Consider the following 15,949-nt stretch of genomic DNA (forward strand, 5'->3'; position numbering starts at 1 on the left):
GTTAAGTATGGCTGGTTTCAAGCGCATTGGTTCCAGAGTGACACAATGCGCTCACCTTAAGTCGGGAGTAGAGATATGACGGTCTGGTTGGTGGTGTCAATCCTGCTGGTGGTTCTGAGTCCACTGGCATGGTTGCGCCCGTCGCGCGTACAGAGCGGCCGGATGGCCCTGCGCATGGAGGCGCGGCGCATCGGGCTGGCCATGCAGCTGGCGCCTCAGGAGTGGCCGCATTGGCTGTCGCAGGAGCCACCCAGCCCGTGTGCGCAATATCATCGGCCACGGCGTGGCAGCCAGCCAGCGTGCTGGAGTTACTGGCAGAAATCGCCGGGAGTATGGGTCAATCAATGGCAGGAAGTCTGCGAGGACCGGTTGCTGCTCGATTATTTCGAAAAGTTGCCGGGCAATGTGTTCAAGGTTGAGGCCGACAGGCAGATGATCGCCTTGTACTGGGGCGAGAAGGGCGAGGCCAAGGTTTTGCAGGATATCGACGCGACTCTGAAAGCGCTGGCCTGAACCCCGGATTTTTCCCACTGCAACGGTGGGGAGCGTCCGGCAGACGGACAATAAAAAGCCCGACATGATTCATCGGGCGGGGGTGGCCAGGCAGGCCGGAATTCTTTTTGGTGTTGATTCGGAGTGCTCCGGTCAACAAACGTGCGTGTGTTTTCCTTCGTCGTCCAGCGAGCGTAGCCTGTTAAACAAGGCTTGCAGCGAATTAGGGCGACATTTCTAACTATTAATCTTATGAATACCCTCACATGCAAGCATGTGTCGGCGGCTGCGTCTTACAGAAATGACCGCAAAGTCGCATTTCAACCCGTATTTAGGGCGATTGACAATTGTCGGAAATTCCGTGAAGGTGGCGTACCCAAATCAAACGGGCGTATGAATTGAGCGTTTGTCTTACAGACTGCTCCTACAGAATCCCGACTATCGCGTTGGCGGGTGTGCCGGGTGGATTGGCGTCAGCATCGACGAAAAAGCGTCCTGCCGAGCCATTTACCTGCGTCCGACGTGTACTGTTCAGCTTCCATATCGTGGAGATCAGTTGATGATTTACGAAGGTAAAGCCATCACGGTTAAAGCTCTTGAAAGTGGCATCGTCGAATTGAAATTCGACCTCAAGGGTGAGTCCGTCAACAAGTTCAACCGTCTTACCCTGAACGAACTGCGTCAGGCCGTGGACACCATCAAGGCAGATGCTTCGATCAAGGGCGTGATCGTCAGCAGTGGCAAGGACGTGTTCATCGTCGGCGCCGACATCACCGAATTTGTCGACAACTTCAAGCTGCCGGATGCCGAGCTGGTTGCTGGCAATCTCGAAGCCAACAAGATCTTCAGCGATTTCGAAGACCTCAACGTTCCGACCGTAGCCGCGATCAACGGCATCGCCCTGGGTGGCGGTCTGGAAATGTGCCTGGCGGCGGATTACCGCGTCATGTCGACCAAGGCCAAGATCGGTCTGCCGGAAGTCAAACTGGGCATCTACCCAGGCTTCGGCGGTACCGTGCGTCTGCCGCGCCTGATCGGCGTCGATAACGCCATCGAGTGGATTGCCGCCGGCAAGGAAAACCGTCCTGAAGACGCGCTGAAAGTCAGCGCCGTCGACGCCGTGGTTGCTCCAGAGAAGCTGCAGGAAGCTGCCCTTGAACTGATCAAGCGCGCCATCTCCGGCGAGTTCGATTACAAGGCCAAGCGTCAGCCAAAACTTGAAAAACTCAAGTTGAACGCCATTGAACAAATGATGGCTTTCGAAACCGCCAAAGGTTTCGTGGCAGGGCAAGCTGGCCCGAATTACCCGGCGCCGGTTGAAGCGATCAAGACCATCCAGAAAGCCGCGAACTTCGGTCGTGACAAGGCGCTGGAAGTCGAAGCGGCAGGTTTCGTCAAGCTGGCCAAGACCTCTGCCGCGCAGAGTCTGATAGGCCTCTTCCTGAACGATCAGGAACTGAAGAAGAAGGCCAAGGCCTACGACGAAATCGCCAAGGACGTGAAGCAGGCTGCGGTACTGGGGGCTGGCATCATGGGTGGCGGTATCGCCTATCAGTCGGCCTCCAAAGGCACGCCGATCCTGATGAAAGACATCAACGAGCACGGTATCGAGCAGGGTCTGGCCGAAGCCGCCAAGCTGCTGGTGGGCCGCGTTGACAAAGGCCGCATGACCGCTGCGAAAATGGCTGAAGTGCTCAACGGCATTCGTCCGACCCTGTCCTACGGCGACTTCGGTCACGTCGACCTGGTTGTTGAAGCCGTGGTCGAGAACCCGAAGGTCAAGCAAGCCGTGCTGGCTGAAGTCGAAGACAAGGTCAAAGAGGACACCATCCTCGCGTCCAACACGTCGACCATTTCCATCAGCCTGCTGGCCAAGGCCCTCAAGCGTCCGGAAAACTTCGTCGGCATGCACTTCTTCAACCCGGTGCACATGATGCCGCTGGTGGAAGTCATCCGTGGCGAGAAGTCCAGTGAGCTGGCAATTGCCACCACCGTTGCCTACGCCAAGAAAATGGGCAAGAACCCGATCGTCGTCAACGACTGCCCGGGCTTCCTGGTCAACCGCGTTCTGTTCCCGTACTTCGGCGGTTTCGCCAAGCTGGTCAGCGCCGGTGTGGACTTCGTCCGCATCGACAAGGTCATGGAAAAATTCGGCTGGCCGATGGGCCCGGCGTACCTGATGGACGTGGTCGGCATCGACACCGGTCACCACGGTCGTGACGTGATGGCTGACGGCTTCCCGGATCGCATGAAGGATGACCGTCGTTCGGCAGTCGACGTGCTTTACGAAGCCAAACGTCTGGGCCAGAAGAATGGCAAGGGCTTCTACGCCTACGAGACCGACAAGAAAGGCAAGCAGAAGAAGGTGGCCGATCCGTCGGTGCTGGAAGTGCTCAAGCCGATCGTTTACGAGCAGCGCGAAGTCACTGACGAAGACATCATCAACTGGATGATGATCCCGCTGTGCCTGGAAACCGTGCGTTGCCTGGAAGACGGCATCGTTGAAACTGCCGCCGAAGCCGACATGGGTCTGGTTTACGGTATCGGTTTCCCTCCATTCCGTGGCGGTGCACTGCGCTACATCGATTCGATCGGTGTTGCCGAGTTCGTTGCCCTGGCTGACCAGTACGCTGATTTGGGCGCGCTGTACCACCCGACCGCGAAGCTGCGCGAAATGGCCAAGAACGGCCAGAGCTTCTTCGGTTAAGCGCCCCCAACTAGAGTGAGAGTGAACTTATGAGCTTGAATCCTAGAGACGTCGTGATTGTCGACTTCGGTCGTACTCCGATGGGCCGCTCCAAGGGCGGCATGCACCGCAACACCCGCGCCGAAGACATGTCGGCGCACCTGATCAGCAAACTGCTGGAACGCAACGCCAAGGTCGATCCTGCTGAAGTCGAGGACGTGATCTGGGGCTGTGTGAACCAGACCCTGGAGCAGGGCTGGAACATCGCGCGCATGGCGTCGCTGATGACCCAGATCCCGCACACCTCGGCCGGCCAGACCGTCAGCCGTCTGTGCGGCTCGTCGATGAGCGCCCTGCACACCGCTGCGCAAGCGATCATGACCGGTAACGGTGACGTATTCGTGGTTGGCGGCGTCGAGCATATGGGTCACGTGAGCATGATGCACGGTGTCGATCCGAACCCGCACATGTCGCTGTACGCGGCGAAAGCCTCGGGCATGATGGGTCTGACCGCGGAAATGCTTGGCAAGATGCACGGCATCACCCGTGAGCAGCAGGACGCCTTTGGCGTGCGCTCCCACCAGCTCGCCCATAAGGCGACGGTGGAAGGCAAGTTCAAAGACGAGATCATCCCGATGCAGGGTTACGACGAAAACGGCTTCCTGAAGCTGTTCGACTACGACGAAACCATTCGTCCGGAAACCACTCTGGAAAGTCTGGCGGCCCTCAAGCCTGCCTTCAATCCGAAGGGTGGCACCGTGACTGCCGGTACTTCGTCGCAGATCACCGATGGTGCTTCGTGCATGATCGTGATGTCGGCGCAACGTGCACAGGACCTGGGGATCCAGCCGATGGCCGTGATCCGTTCGATGGCGGTGGCGGGTGTGGATCCGGCGATCATGGGCTATGGTCCAGTGCCGGCTACACAAAAAGCCCTGAAGCGTGCGGGCCTCGGCATCAACGATATCGACTTCTTCGAGCTCAACGAAGCTTTCGCTGCACAGGCCTTGCCAGTGCTGAAAGATCTGAAAGTACTCGACAAGATGAACGAGAAGGTTAACCTGCACGGCGGCGCGATCGCCCTGGGTCACCCGTTCGGTTGCTCTGGTGCCCGTATTTCCGGCACTTTGCTGAACGTGATGAAGCAGAATAGCGGCACCTTCGGGGTGGCCACTATGTGCATTGGTCTCGGCCAAGGCATCTCCACCGTCTTCGAACGCGTTTAAGCGTCTCGTCGATGGAAGCCGGGGCCAAGTGCCCCGGTTTTTGTTTTTGTGGATTTATTTTTGTATTTATTTTGAAAAAATTTGAGTGAGGGCCGAAGCATGCCGATACAACCTGGGCTCTACCAACATTACAAGGGGCCGCAGTACCGCGTATTCAGTGTGGCGCGGCATTCCGAGACCGAGGAAGAAGTGGTCTTTTACCAAGCCCTGTATGGCGATTACGGCTTCTGGGTACGCCCTTTGAGCATGTTCGTCGAGTCGGTCGAGGTTGACGGCGAGCAGGTGCCACGCTTTGCTTTGGTGCAAGCCGAACCGAGCCTTTTTTCCAAGCCATGAGGCGAGTGCGCACAGAACCCTGTGCTTGACCTCACCTTGTAGCCACTATATATAGCGGTGCCGCGTCAGGCGCCAACCGCCTTTCACTTCTAGAATTCAGGAATTTTCTGATCCATGGGCAAATCGCTGGTCATTGTGGAATCCCCGGCTAAGGCCAAGACCATCAACAAGTATCTGGGCAACCAATACGTGGTGAAGTCGAGTATCGGCCATATCCGAGACCTGCCCACCAGCGGTTCGGCTAGCGCCAGCAAAGAGCCGGCCGCCAAGCGCGGCAAGGCCGCCGCGGGCGAAGGGCCGGTGCTCACGCCGAAAGAGAAGGCGCGCAAGCAACTGGTTTCGCGCATGGGTGTCGATCCGGAACATGGCTGGAAAGCCCAGTATGAGATCCTTCCGGGTAAAGAGAAGGTCATCGAAGAGCTGCGCCGGCTCGCCAAGGATGCTGACACCATCTATCTCGCAACCGACTTGGATCGCGAGGGGGAAGCCATTGCCTGGCACCTGCGCGAAGCCATCGGTGGTGACGACAGCCGCTACAAGCGCGTGGTGTTCAACGAAATCACCAAGAAAGCGATTCAGGAAGCGTTCTCCGAGCCGGGCGAACTGGACATCGATCGTGTGAATGCCCAGCAGGCGCGTCGTTTCCTCGACCGCGTTGTGGGTTACATGGTCTCGCCACTGCTGTGGGCCAAGATCGCCCGTGGTCTGTCGGCCGGTCGCGTGCAATCGGTTGCCGTGAAGCTGGTGGTCGAGCGTGAGCGTGAAATCCGTGCGTTCAACCCGGAAGAGTACTGGGAAGTGCACGCTGATCTTGGCACCGCCAAGGGCTCGACTGTACGTTTCGAAGTGGCGCGCGAGAAGGGCGAAGCCTTCAAACCGCTGAACGAAGCCCAGGCCACGGCCGCGCTGGAGAAACTCAAGTCCTCCAGCTACAGCATCGTCAAGCGCGAAGACAAGCCGACCAGCAGCAAGCCGTCGGCGCCATTCATCACGTCCACCCTGCAGCAAGCCGCGAGCAATCGTCTGGGCTTCGGCGTGAAGAAAACCATGATGATGGCCCAGCGTCTGTATGAAGCCGGCTACATCACTTATATGCGTACCGACTCGACCAATCTTTCGGCCGATGCCGTGGCGATGGCGCGCACCTACATCGAAGACGAGTTCGGCAAGAAGTACCTGCCGGAAACGCCGAATGTCTACAGCAGCAAAGAAGGCGCACAAGAGGCTCACGAAGCGATTCGTCCTTCCGATGCCAACACTACGCCAAGCAAGCTTGCAGGTATGGAGCGTGATGCTGAGCGCCTTTACGAGCTGATCTGGCGCCAGTTCCTTGCTTGCCAGATGCTGCCGGCGCAGTACCTGTCGACCACTGTCAGCGTCGCTGCTGGCGACTTTGAGCTGCGCGCCAAGGGCCGCATCCTCAAGTTCGACGGTTACACCCGCGTTCTGCCGCAGATCGCCAAGCCTGGCGATGACGACGTTCTGCCCGACATGGCGCAGGGCGATGTGATGAAGCTGATCAAGCTTGATCCGTCGCAGCACTTCACCAAGCCGCCAGCGCGTTACTCCGAAGCGAGCCTGGTGAAAGAAATGGAAAAACGCGGTATCGGTCGTCCTTCGACCTATGCAGCCATCATTTCGACCATTCAGGATCGCGGCTACGTGACCCTGCACAACCGTCGTTTCTACTCGGAAAAGATGGGCGACATCGTCACCGAGCGTCTGTCAGAGAGTTTCTCGAACCTCATGGACTACGGCTTCACCGCCGGCATGGAAGAGAACCTCGATGATGTAGCTCAGGGTGAGCGTGACTGGAAAAACGTGCTGGACGAGTTCTACGGCGACTTCAAGAAGAAGCTTGAAGTGGCGGAGAACCCGGACAATGGCATGCGTGCCAACCAGCCCGTGATGACCGACATTCCGTGCACCACATGCGGTCGTCCGATGCAGATCCGTACCGCATCGACCGGTGTGTTCCTTGGCTGCTCGGGTTACAGCCTGCCGCCGAAGGAGCGCTGCAAGGCCACCGTCAACCTGGTGCCAGGCGACGAGATTGCCGCGGACGACGAGGGCGAGTCGGAGTCGTTGGTTCTGCGTGGCAAGCATCGCTGCCCGATCTGCAGTACGGCGATGGACGCCTACCTGCTTGATGAGAAGCGCAAACTGCACATCTGCGGTAACAATCCGGATTGCGCGGGCTACGAAATCGAAGAGGGCAACTATCGCATCAAGGGCTATGAAGGTCCGAGCCTGGAGTGCGACAAGTGCGGCAGCGAGATGCAGCTCAAGACCGGCCGTTTCGGCAAGTTCTTCGGTTGCACCAACCCAACTTGCAAGAACACCCGCAAACTGCTGAAGAGCGGTGATGCGGCGCCGCCGAAGATGGATCCGGTGAAGATGCCTGAGCTGAAATGCGAAAAGGTCAACGACACCTACATCCTGCGCGACGGAGCTTCCGGTCTGTTCCTGGCAGCCAGTCAGTTCCCGAAAAACCGCGAGACCCGTGCTCCACTGGTGATCGAGATTCTGCCGCACAAGGACGAGATCGATCCGAAGTACCACTTCCTGTGCGAAGCGCCGCAGAAGGATCCTGATGGTCTGCCAGCGGTCATCCGCTACAGCCGCAAAACCAAGGAGCAATACGTGCAGACCGAAGTAGACGGCAAGCCTACCGGCTGGAAGGCGTACTACGATGGTGGTAAATGGACTGTTGAGGACAAGCGCACGAAAGCCAAGGCTGAGTAAGCGTTAGTCTGATACAAAAAAGGCCGCATGATAACCCTCGGGTTTTCATGCGGCCTTTTTGTTTTGTGCTTGCGGTCGGATCCGTTGATCCATGACACTGTCGGGTCTGTGTGACGCAATTATTTCGCTGTGGAGACTGCCGGCATGGCGCACGAACTCTATACCCGCACCAATCAGAAAATCTATTTCGCCGGCCTGTCGCTGGAGGCTCTGGCTCGTGCCGAAGAGGGACGAGCGATGAATTCGCTGGCGCTGATCCAGGCTGGGCGTGAATCAGCGTTATTTCACCTCTACGGCGCGCTTTTGGGGCTCTGCCATGAGATCGCCGGTTTCTATCGTCTGCCTCAGGCCAATGCGTCGCGAGCAGAAGTGTTGTTGACTCGTGACGTCCTGGAATCGATTGCAATCCCTGAGCTGGCCGAGATGGTGGAACTGGCCGGTAACTCTGAAACCTGGCTGGCGAAACTGCTGGCGGCGCATTCGGCGTTGTTCCAGCCGCCACGGGTGCCACAGAAGCCCAAGGGCGATGTGACGCAGCCATTGATTCAGGCCATTAATCTCGATGAGGAAGAGGCGCCGCAGGAGTTGAGTCGCGAAGAGCTGGAGAGCTGGCGGCAGAATCTCAAAGGTCTGGCGATCCGCTTTCGCGAAGGTCTGAACGAATGCTGATGGGCATTGGTACGGTGGCAATCTGAAACATGCTGCTGGTCAAGATCCCGAGCGAAGCCCGAATGATGTCTATATAATCCCTGCCTTTCGTGGAGAACAGACCTATATGCCAACGTCCTTTCTAGAAATTGTCGAGTTACCAGACGGCCGAATCGAACTGCGCAGGGCTGAGGACGAGGGTTCTCTGGTGACGCTGGATTTCTCCGAGGATGCCAAGGCGTTCCTGCAAGGCCAGCACGTGGAAATCGCCAAGGCAATGTTAAGCGTCGGCGTACAGATGGCCGGTCGTATGGTCGAAGGCGAGTTTGATAAGGAAGAAGGGCCGCGGGTTCTTCACTGAGCCCCGCCTGTCGGCGATTGCCGCTATCGCATCAGATCGGCTTCTCTGTCCCTGGAGAAGCCATGCGCTTCACACAGCGCGCGTTACCAGTTAATCAACCCAGTCGAATGTTCAGGCTTTGAGCGTCGCCCGTGCGGGCTGCGCCGATCAGCTGTTGCCGGGAGCTTGTGTTCAGTGGGTTGAGCCAGGTCACCACTGTGTGGCTACGGCCCAGACGCAGCGCTTCACACGCCAGTTGCTGAGCGCTTTGCGCGCCCCGTGGTTGCAGCAGCAGAATGCGTTCACGGTTCAGGCCGGCCTCTCGCAGCCAGGTCTGGGTCAGGCTGGCTGGAGGGGCGATCAGCGTCAGCCAGCGCGCGTCCTGATCCTCGCTCAGTTCGCGAAGGATCGGGGCGAGCAGGTTCAGGCAGTTCCCGGCCGCACCGCGCAGTGACAGCTCACTGAACACTTCCGGTTCGGCAATCCATGGGCGCTCGACCACATCTTTCAGGATCGGCGCCATCGGTTGTGCCAGAAACGCTTCGAATAAAGGCAGTTGTGTTTGCTGAGGTGTGTGTGGGAACTGCATAAAGCCTCCTTTAGCGGCGGATGACGCCGACACTCAAGCCTTCGATCACCAGTTCCTGATCTTTCAGGTCGACTTCGATAGGGGCGAACTCAGGGTTTTCGGCAATCAGCCAGACTTTGCTGCCTTCGCGCTTGAAGCGCTTGACCGTCACTTCATCGCCGATCCGTGCAACCACGACCTGGCCATTGCGTGCTTCGCGAGTAGTGTGAACCGCCAGCAGGTCACCGTCGAAAATGCCGATGTCCTTCATGCTCATGCCGTGTACGCGCAACAGGTAGTCGGCTCGGGGATGGAAGAAGGCCGGGTTGATGTTGCAGGACTCTTCGATGTGCTGCTGGGCGAGGATCGGAGCACCGGCGGCGACCCGGCCAATGATTGGCAGGGTGGAGTCATCGGCCTTGGCTTCGAAGCCAGGGATGCGGATGCCCCGAGAAGCGCCAGGCGTCATCTCGATGGCGCCTTTGCGGGCCAGGGCCTTGAGGTGCTCTTCAGCCGCGTTTGGCGACTTGAAACCCAGCTCCTGAGCGATTTCCGCGCGGGTTGGCGGGTAGCCGTTGTCTTCGAGGCAGCGTTTGATAAAGGCCAGAATCTCGGCTTGGCGTGGCGTCAGCTTTAGCATATTGATCGCTCTGTCTTTTTATACAGTGACTGGAATTATATACAGTGAAGCGGTCTTGGCAATGCCCGTTTTTTTGCAGCCCGCCGGACGGTCGGCTGCCGTGCTTATTAAAGGAGCGGACGAGTGTGGTTAAATAGCTGACCGACCATTCCCAAAACGAACTGGCAGGCTTGACAAGGCACAGGCTGAAACGTATGTTTCAAACAAGTGTTTGTCAGGCGGAGTAGCCATGGCCCAGTCGGAAACCGTTGAACGCATTCTTGATGCTGCCGAGCAGTTGTTCGCGGAGAAAGGTTTCGCCGAAACCTCATTGCGTTTGATCACCAGCAAGGCCGGGGTAAACCTGGCGGCGGTGAACTATCATTTCGGCTCCAAGAAAGCCCTGATCCAGGCGGTTTTCTCACGCTTCCTCGGCCCCTTCTGCATCAGCCTCGATAAAGAGTTGGAGCGGCGTCAGGCCAAGCCGGAAAACAAGCCGACGCTTGAAGAGCTGCTGGAGATCCTCGTCGAACAAGCGCTGGTGGTCCAGCCACGCAGCGGAAACGACCTGTCGATTTTCATGCGTTTGCTCGGTTTGGCGTTCAGCCAGAGCCAGGGTCACCTGCGTCGTTACCTGGAAGACATGTACGGCAAGGTGTTCCGCCGCTACATGCTGCTGGTCAACGAAGCGGCTCCGCGCATTCCGCCAATCGAGCTGTTCTGGCGCGTGCACTTCATGCTCGGCGCTGCGGCGTTCAGCATGTCCGGGATCAAGGCCTTGCGCGCGATTGCCGAGACCGATTTCGGCGTCAACACGTCGATCGAACAGGTGATGCGCCTGATGGTGCCATTCCTCGCCGCTGGCATGCGTGCCGAAACCGGCGTCAACGATCCGGCAATGGCAACAGCGCAATTGCGCCCGCGCAGCAAGTCGACTCCGGTGGCTGCCAAGGTTTAACCGCACACGGGTGGGCGCGGCAGTTTACATCCGCTAAGCTAGCCGCCCATGCCGACTCTCGTTCTGAACCCGAAATCCAAAGAAATTGCCGACCTGCCGAGCGTTGCTCACGGTAGCGATTTCCTGCGGATCGGGTTTTTCGTTTTCAAGGAATTTCTATGACTGCTGGCCTGCAAGGCTCGTTGATGGTGGACGTCGCCGGTACCTGGCTGACGGCCGAAGATCGCCAATTGTTGCGCCAGCCCGAAGTGGGCGGCCTGATCATTTTTGCCCGCAACATTGAGCATCCACGCCAGGTGCGTGAGCTCAGCGCAGCCATTCGGGCGATTCGCCCGGATCTGCTGCTGGCGGTGGACCAGGAGGGCGGTCGCGTCCAGCGCCTGCGTCAGGGCTTCGTGCGCCTGCCCGCGATGCGTGCCATCGCCGACAACCCGAACGCCGAATACCTCGCCGAACAATGCGGCTGGGTCATGGCCACCGAAGTGTTGGCGGTCGGCCTCGACCTGAGTTTCGCCCCGGTACTGGACCTGGATTACCAGCGCAGCGCCGTGGTCGGTACCCGTTCGTTCGAGAGTGATCCCGAGCGCGCCGCATTGCTCGCTGGAGCATTCATTCGCGGCATGAACAGCGCCGGCATGGCTGCCACTGGCAAGCATTTCCCCGGTCACGGCTGGGCTGAAGCCGATTCCCACGTCGCGATCCCGAACGACGAGCGCAGCCTCGACGACATCCGCGCCAATGACCTCGTACCTTTCGCCAGGTTGAGCAAGCAGCTCGCGGCGGTCATGCCAGCGCACGTCATCTATCCGCAAGTCGATTCGCAACCTGCCGGCTTCTCCCGTCGCTGGTTGCAGGACATCCTGCGCGGCGAGTTGCAGTTCGACGGTGTGATCTTCAGCGACGACCTTTCAATGGCTGGCGCCCATGTGGTTGGCGATGCCGCCAGCCGTATCGAGGCCGCGTTGACTGCCGGCTGTGATATGGGGCTGGTGTGCAACGACCGCGCTGCTGCGGAACTTGCGCTCAGTGCTGCGCAACGGATGAAAGTCAAACCGTCCGCGCGCATCGCGCGCATGCGCGGGCAGGCGTTCGCCAGCACCGACTACCGTCAGGATCCGCGCTGGCTCACTGCAATCGGTGCGCTCAAAGACGCTCAACTGATCGATTAAGGATTTTTTGCTATGACGGTTTACGCAATCATCGGTGGCACCGGCCTGACTCAACTCGAAGGCTTGACCATTCGCCAATCGCTGGCGGTAGACACGCCCTATGGCGCGCCATCAGCCGACGTGCAGATCGGCGAGTACGCTGGCAAGGAAGTGCTGTTCCTCGCCCGTCACGGCCATCCGCATCGCTTTCCGCCACACAAGGTCAACTACCGCGCCAACCTGTGGGCGCTGAAGCAGGCCGGCGCCGAGGCGATCATCGCGGTCAACGCGGTGGGCGGGATTCATCCGGCCATGGGCTCCGGACATTTCTGTGTGCCGCATCAGATCGTCGACTACACCAGCGGTCGCGAACACACATTTTTCGCCGACGATCTGGAGCACGTCACCCACATCGATTTCAGCTTTCCTTACAGCGAGCCGCTGCGTCAGCAATTGATTGCGGCGGTGGCTGCCGAAGGTTGCGAATACAGTGATCAAGGCGTGTATGCCTGCACTCAGGGCCCGCGTCTGGAAACCGTGGCGGAGATCGTGCGACTGGAGCGCGATGGCTGCGACATCGTTGGCATGACCGGCATGCCGGAAGCGGCACTGGCCCGTGAGCTGGAGCTGGATTACGCCTGCCTGGCGCTGGTGGTGAATCCGGCGGCGGGCAAGACCACTGAAGTGATTACTATGGCCGAGATCGAGCAGGCGCTGCATGAAGGGATGGGCAAGGTGAAATCGACGCTGGCGCGAGTGCTCAAGGGCTGAGTCTGACCGAGACCGATTTGGCCCCATCGCTGGCAAGCCAGCTCCCACAGGTAGCGAGTTGAATCACAGTGTTGTGTTCGACTTATAACCTTGTGGGAGCTGGCTTGCCAGCAATAGCTCTCTAACTGGCAAGGGGGGACTCAACGCTTGTCGAGCTTATCCGGCAGCGGCGCAAACAACGCTTCGATATCATCGCTCTGCAGTTTCCAGTCCCCGGCCTTGCGCCCATCCAGCACGCCTGCTGCCAAGTCGGACTTTTCCTTCTGCAGGTGCTGAATTTTCTCTTCAACCGTGCCTCGGGCAATCATCTTGTAGACGAACACCGGTTTCTCCTGGCCGATTCGATACGCGCGGTCAGTCGCCTGATTCTCAGTGGCCGGGTTCCACCATGGGTCGTAATGAATCACTGTATCTGCTTCGGTCAGGTTCAAGCCGACGCCGCCAGCCTTCAGGCTGATCAGAAAAATCTGACGCTTGCCGCTCTGGAATTCCTTCACCGGCGTGCGCCGATCGCGGGTCTGGCCAGTCAACAGGGCGTAGGCCACGTTGCGTTTTTTCAGTTCGTCTTCAATCAGTGACAACATCGACGTGAACTGCGAGAACAGCAGAATTCGCCGACCTTCCTCGAACAACTCCTCGAGCATTTCCATCAGACTGTCGAGCTTGCCGGAACTGCTGCCGCGAGCGGGCAGGGTGGCGTCGTTGACCAGGCGCAGGTCGCAGCAGACCTGACGCAGCTTGAGCAGGGCTTCAAGAATGATGATCTGGCTGCGCGCCACGCCCTTGCGGGTGATCTCGTCGCGGACTTTCTTGTCCATCGCCAAGCGCATGGTTTCGTACACGTCGCGCTGCGCTTCGTTGAGCTCGACCCAGTGGATGATCTCGGTTTTCGGCGGCAGTTCGGTGGCCACCTGTTCTTTGGTGCGGCGCAGCAGAAACGGCTTTATCCGTCCATTGAGGTGCTGCAGCCTGACTTCGCTGGCGCGTTTTTCGATCGGCACGCGGTAGTCGGCATTGAAGCTTTTGATATCGCCCAGCCAGCCCGGCAGCAGGAAATGAAACAGCGACCACAACTCACCGAGGTGGTTTTCCAGCGGTGTGCCGCTCAGGCACAGCCGTTGGCGAGCGTTGAGTTCGCGAGCGGCCTGCGCGGCTTTGCTGTTGGGGTTTTTGATGTACTGGGCTTCGTCCAGCACCAACACATGCAGGGGTTGTTGGGTGAGGCGTTCGACGTCCTTGGGCAGTAGCGCGTAGGTCGTCAGGATCAGGTCGAAGTCGGCCAGATGTTCGAAATGCTTTTTGCGACTGGCACCATACAGCGCCACCACTTTCAGTTGCGGCGTGAAGTGCGCAGCCTCATCGAGCCAGTTCGGGATCAGGCTGGTGGGCATCACCACCATGCATGGCCGATCCAGGCGTCCGGCGTTTTTCTCACTGAGAATATGCGCCAGGGTCTGTAGGGTTTTACCCAGGCCCATGTCGTCCGCCAGAATCCCGCCGACCTCAAGCTGACGCAGGGACTGCATCCAGCTTAAGCCTTCGAGCTGATAAGGGCGCAACGTCGCGTTCAAACCCTTCGGTGCCTTGGCCGTGTAATCACGGATGTCGCGCAGGCGTTGGGCAAAGCTGCGGATCTGTTCGCCGCCTTCCCACAGCAGGGGAAGGCCTTCCAGCGAGTTGAGCCGCGTGGCGTCGGCTTTGCTCAGGCGCAGGGTGGTTTCGCCCGGCTCCTGCAAGTAAAACTCGCCCAGTGTCGCCAGTACCGGTTTCAGTCGGCCAAGGGGCAGGGCCACCTGCAGTGGCCCGTGCTCACTGTTGCGTTGCGGAATATTGACCAGAATCAGTTCGTCATCGCGTCGCCGCGCCAGGCGTTCCGGGTTGAGGATTTCGGTGTGCGAGCGCATCAGGTTGAGCAGGATCGGCAGCAGGCTCAGGCGTTCACCATTGACGATGATCCCCAGCTCCAGATCGAACCAGTCGCGCTCCGGCGCCTGTTCGACGGTGGCGTACCAGTCGTCGACGGCGGTCAGGTCGAAGCCGAATTCCTCGTCGATCTGCAATTCCCAACCTTGGGTGCGCAGCTTCGGCAATTCATTGAGGGTGAAGGTCAGCCAGGCGCTGTCGTTGACCATCTCGTACAGCTCGCCGGCGCTTTCCGGCAGGGCCTTGCTCTGGCGGGTGGCGATGCGAAATCCGAGGATTCTTAACTGCTCGCGGTAGGACTGTTCCACTTCCGGATGGCGTTTTATCCGCAGGGTCTGCGTTTCCTGACGAATCAGAATGTCGCTGTTTTTCTGCCCGCTGACGTATTCGTCCAGATAGCTGAACGACAGCGCCGCGCGATGCTGGATGTAGCGCTGCATCTTGCCGTTGCGTGGCTCGAACGCGCTGAACTCGACGCTCGCCAGCCACAGGCGCGGCAGCGGTTGCACGTTGTCCACCAGCACTTGCGGCGGCGCCTTGGGGCTGCGGTTCTCCAACACGGCCTGGAGCTTTTCCAGCAGTTCGGCGTCTTTCGCGGCGGCCGGGTATTCGAGGGTTTCCTGCACTTGCAGCAGCACTGCTGCGCAATGCTTGCAGTTGCTGCGCACCGGGCAGGTGCACGTGGCGTCAACCAGCAACAGGGTGCCTTTGGCTGACTCACGCAGGTGAAGGGTCTGACGGTAGACGTTACCGCCAGAGCCTTCGCAACTGGCGGTGATGGTCGCATCGCCAACCTGCGCGATGCGTACCCGATTCTCCAGGGCGTAGCGGCGGCCACGCTCCAGGCTCTGTTCCTTGAATCGGCTGACCCAGGAGGGTGCCAACGGTTTGCTCAGGGGCGGGGACATAAGGACTTCGATCAGTCCGGAATCGCTTCAGGAGCTTGCCGAGGGGCGGGCGCCGTCAGGGAAGTGATCTTGATCAGCAGCGCCAGGTGGCCGTTGTCGAGATAGTTGAGCTGGCCGTTTTTAGTGTGGCTGTCCTGCTTCAGGCGTTCGCTGGCAGTGACCATGCCGTTGGCGTCGATCTGGTTGACCCAGAAGTCGGCGTTCACGTCGGTGAAGCGCCCGAGTTTCATTTCCAGGGTGCCTTCGATCGGGAACTGGCCGAACTGTTCCTTACCGTCGCTGACGGCCACCTTGGTCGGCGCTTCGCCGAGGGTTTGCTGCCAGGCCTTGTGCAGCAGCACGCTGTACTCGCCGCTGGCGCTGAGTTTGTTGGCCACCTCATTCAAGGCAGGTGTGCGCTGGCTGGCATCGTCGAGGCGTTGAGCGCCGGCCGCCCAGTCTTCCGGGGCCGCGCGGCTGACAATCGCCGGTACGGCGTTCTGCCGCACCAGAATCATTTCGACCATGTAGGTGTCATCGGCAAACGCCATCGGTGCTACGAAGCTGAGTAGCAAAGTCAGTGAGCGAAACAGGCGCATGCG

General features: G+C 59.1%; 14 protein-coding genes. 10 read left to right on the forward strand and 4 right to left on the reverse strand.

Annotated features, from left to right (window positions below):
* Nucleotides 1-75: 75 nt before the first annotated feature.
* From ACTJKS_RS18020 to ACTJKS_RS18050, 7 genes are all read left to right on the forward strand, one after another.
* On the forward strand, nucleotides 76-513 hold the full coding sequence (locus ACTJKS_RS18020; RefSeq protein WP_108183342.1) for a hypothetical protein: 438 nt from the start codon (nucleotides 76-78) through the stop codon (nucleotides 511-513).
* 538 nt (nucleotides 514-1,051) lie between these two features.
* Nucleotides 1,052-3,199 carry a fatty acid oxidation complex subunit alpha FadB gene (fadB, locus tag ACTJKS_RS18025; RefSeq protein ID WP_041069011.1) on the forward strand — a complete coding sequence of 716 codons (2,148 nt, stop codon included), beginning with the start codon at nucleotides 1,052-1,054 and terminating at the stop codon, nucleotides 3,197-3,199.
* A 29-nt stretch (nucleotides 3,200-3,228) separates the two neighbouring features.
* A complete protein-coding gene (gene fadA / locus ACTJKS_RS18030) occupies nucleotides 3,229-4,404 on the forward strand; it encodes an acetyl-CoA C-acyltransferase FadA (protein WP_007910465.1) in 1,176 nt (391 codons plus the stop codon).
* 99 nt (nucleotides 4,405-4,503) lie between these two features.
* Nucleotides 4,504-4,740 (forward strand): DUF1653 domain-containing protein, encoded by a 237-nt coding sequence (locus ACTJKS_RS18035; RefSeq protein WP_041069004.1) that lies wholly within the window; start codon nucleotides 4,504-4,506, stop codon nucleotides 4,738-4,740.
* 114 nt (nucleotides 4,741-4,854) lie between these two features.
* Entirely contained in the window at nucleotides 4,855-7,485 is a 2,631-nt protein-coding gene (topA, locus tag ACTJKS_RS18040; protein ID WP_041069001.1) for a type I DNA topoisomerase, read from the forward strand.
* A 144-nt stretch (nucleotides 7,486-7,629) separates the two neighbouring features.
* Nucleotides 7,630-8,154, forward strand: a complete 525-nt coding sequence (locus ACTJKS_RS18045) for a DUF6586 family protein (protein WP_108183341.1) — start codon at nucleotides 7,630-7,632, stop codon at nucleotides 8,152-8,154.
* 106 nt (nucleotides 8,155-8,260) lie between these two features.
* Complete coding sequence (locus ACTJKS_RS18050) at nucleotides 8,261-8,494, forward strand: hypothetical protein (protein ID WP_003226592.1); 234 nt, start codon at nucleotides 8,261-8,263, stop codon at nucleotides 8,492-8,494.
* A gap of 94 nt (nucleotides 8,495-8,588) precedes the next feature.
* On the opposite strand, the gene sulA is transcribed toward ACTJKS_RS18050, so the two are convergent.
* Both sulA and lexA read right to left on the reverse strand, forming a co-directional pair.
* Nucleotides 8,589-9,062, reverse strand: coding sequence for an SOS-induced cell division inhibitor SulA (sulA, locus tag ACTJKS_RS18055; protein WP_041068994.1), 474 nt, complete (start codon nucleotides 9,060-9,062; stop codon nucleotides 8,589-8,591).
* Nucleotides 9,063-9,072: 10 nt separating this feature from the next.
* A complete protein-coding gene (lexA, locus tag ACTJKS_RS18060) occupies nucleotides 9,073-9,681 on the reverse strand; it encodes a transcriptional repressor LexA (RefSeq protein WP_003226590.1) in 609 nt (202 codons plus the stop codon).
* A 229-nt stretch (nucleotides 9,682-9,910) separates the two neighbouring features.
* On the opposite strand from lexA, the gene ACTJKS_RS18065 reads away from it, so the two are divergent.
* The 3 genes from ACTJKS_RS18065 (at nucleotide 9,911) to ACTJKS_RS18075 (ending at nucleotide 12,537) form a co-directional block, all read left to right on the forward strand.
* The gene (locus ACTJKS_RS18065) at nucleotides 9,911-10,618 is read left to right on the forward strand and encodes a TetR/AcrR family transcriptional regulator (RefSeq protein ID WP_108183340.1); all 708 of its coding nucleotides are present in this window, start codon (nucleotides 9,911-9,913) and stop codon (nucleotides 10,616-10,618) included.
* Nucleotides 10,619-10,776: 158 nt separating this feature from the next.
* Nucleotides 10,777-11,787, forward strand: a complete 1,011-nt coding sequence (gene nagZ, locus ACTJKS_RS18070) for a beta-N-acetylhexosaminidase (RefSeq protein ID WP_108183339.1) — start codon at nucleotides 10,777-10,779, stop codon at nucleotides 11,785-11,787.
* Between the two features lie 12 nt (nucleotides 11,788-11,799).
* Nucleotides 11,800-12,537: an S-methyl-5'-thioinosine phosphorylase gene (locus ACTJKS_RS18075; protein ID WP_108183338.1), complete on the forward strand. Its 738-nt coding sequence runs from the start codon at nucleotides 11,800-11,802 to the stop codon at nucleotides 12,535-12,537.
* Nucleotides 12,538-12,677: 140 nt separating this feature from the next.
* On the opposite strand, the gene ACTJKS_RS18080 is transcribed toward ACTJKS_RS18075, so the two are convergent.
* Together ACTJKS_RS18080 and ACTJKS_RS18085 are read right to left on the reverse strand one after the other, a co-directional pair.
* Entirely contained in the window at nucleotides 12,678-15,368 is a 2,691-nt protein-coding gene (locus ACTJKS_RS18080; RefSeq protein ID WP_108183337.1) for a DEAD/DEAH box helicase, read from the reverse strand.
* An 11-nt stretch (nucleotides 15,369-15,379) separates the two neighbouring features.
* On the reverse strand, nucleotides 15,380-15,946 hold the full coding sequence (locus ACTJKS_RS18085; protein WP_041068980.1) for a CsiV family protein: 567 nt from the start codon (nucleotides 15,944-15,946) through the stop codon (nucleotides 15,380-15,382).
* Nucleotides 15,947-15,949 lie beyond the last annotated feature (3 nt).

The sequence above is a fragment of the Pseudomonas sp. 22189 genome, from assembly GCF_052045635.1.
GTDB lineage: Bacteria > Pseudomonadota > Gammaproteobacteria > Pseudomonadales > Pseudomonadaceae > Aquipseudomonas > Aquipseudomonas parakoreensis.

What these genes read in the sequence shown, in the direction of transcription:
- ACTJKS_RS18020 (WP_108183342.1), top strand. Translation starts at nt 76, where the DNA reads ATGACGGTCTGGTTGGTGGTGTCAATCCTGCTGGTGGTTCTGAGTCCA.
- fadB (WP_041069011.1), top strand. Translation starts at nt 1,052, where the DNA reads ATGATTTACGAAGGTAAAGCCATCACGGTTAAAGCTCTTGAAAGTGGC.
- fadA (WP_007910465.1), top strand. Translation starts at nt 3,229, where the DNA reads ATGAGCTTGAATCCTAGAGACGTCGTGATTGTCGACTTCGGTCGTACT.
- ACTJKS_RS18035 (WP_041069004.1), top strand. Translation starts at nt 4,504, where the DNA reads ATGCCGATACAACCTGGGCTCTACCAACATTACAAGGGGCCGCAGTAC.
- topA (WP_041069001.1), top strand. Translation starts at nt 4,855, where the DNA reads ATGGGCAAATCGCTGGTCATTGTGGAATCCCCGGCTAAGGCCAAGACC.
- ACTJKS_RS18045 (WP_108183341.1), top strand. Translation starts at nt 7,630, where the DNA reads ATGGCGCACGAACTCTATACCCGCACCAATCAGAAAATCTATTTCGCC.
- ACTJKS_RS18050 (WP_003226592.1), top strand. Translation starts at nt 8,261, where the DNA reads ATGCCAACGTCCTTTCTAGAAATTGTCGAGTTACCAGACGGCCGAATC.
- sulA (WP_041068994.1), bottom strand. Translation starts at nt 9,062, where the DNA reads ATGCAGTTCCCACACACACCTCAGCAAACACAACTGCCTTTATTCGAA.
- lexA (WP_003226590.1), bottom strand. Translation starts at nt 9,681, where the DNA reads ATGCTAAAGCTGACGCCACGCCAAGCCGAGATTCTGGCCTTTATCAAA.
- ACTJKS_RS18065 (WP_108183340.1), top strand. Translation starts at nt 9,911, where the DNA reads ATGGCCCAGTCGGAAACCGTTGAACGCATTCTTGATGCTGCCGAGCAG.
- nagZ (WP_108183339.1), top strand. Translation starts at nt 10,777, where the DNA reads ATGACTGCTGGCCTGCAAGGCTCGTTGATGGTGGACGTCGCCGGTACC.
- ACTJKS_RS18075 (WP_108183338.1), top strand. Translation starts at nt 11,800, where the DNA reads ATGACGGTTTACGCAATCATCGGTGGCACCGGCCTGACTCAACTCGAA.
- ACTJKS_RS18080 (WP_108183337.1), bottom strand. Translation starts at nt 15,368, where the DNA reads ATGTCCCCGCCCCTGAGCAAACCGTTGGCACCCTCCTGGGTCAGCCGA.
- ACTJKS_RS18085 (WP_041068980.1), bottom strand. Translation starts at nt 15,946, where the DNA reads ATGCGCCTGTTTCGCTCACTGACTTTGCTACTCAGCTTCGTAGCACCG.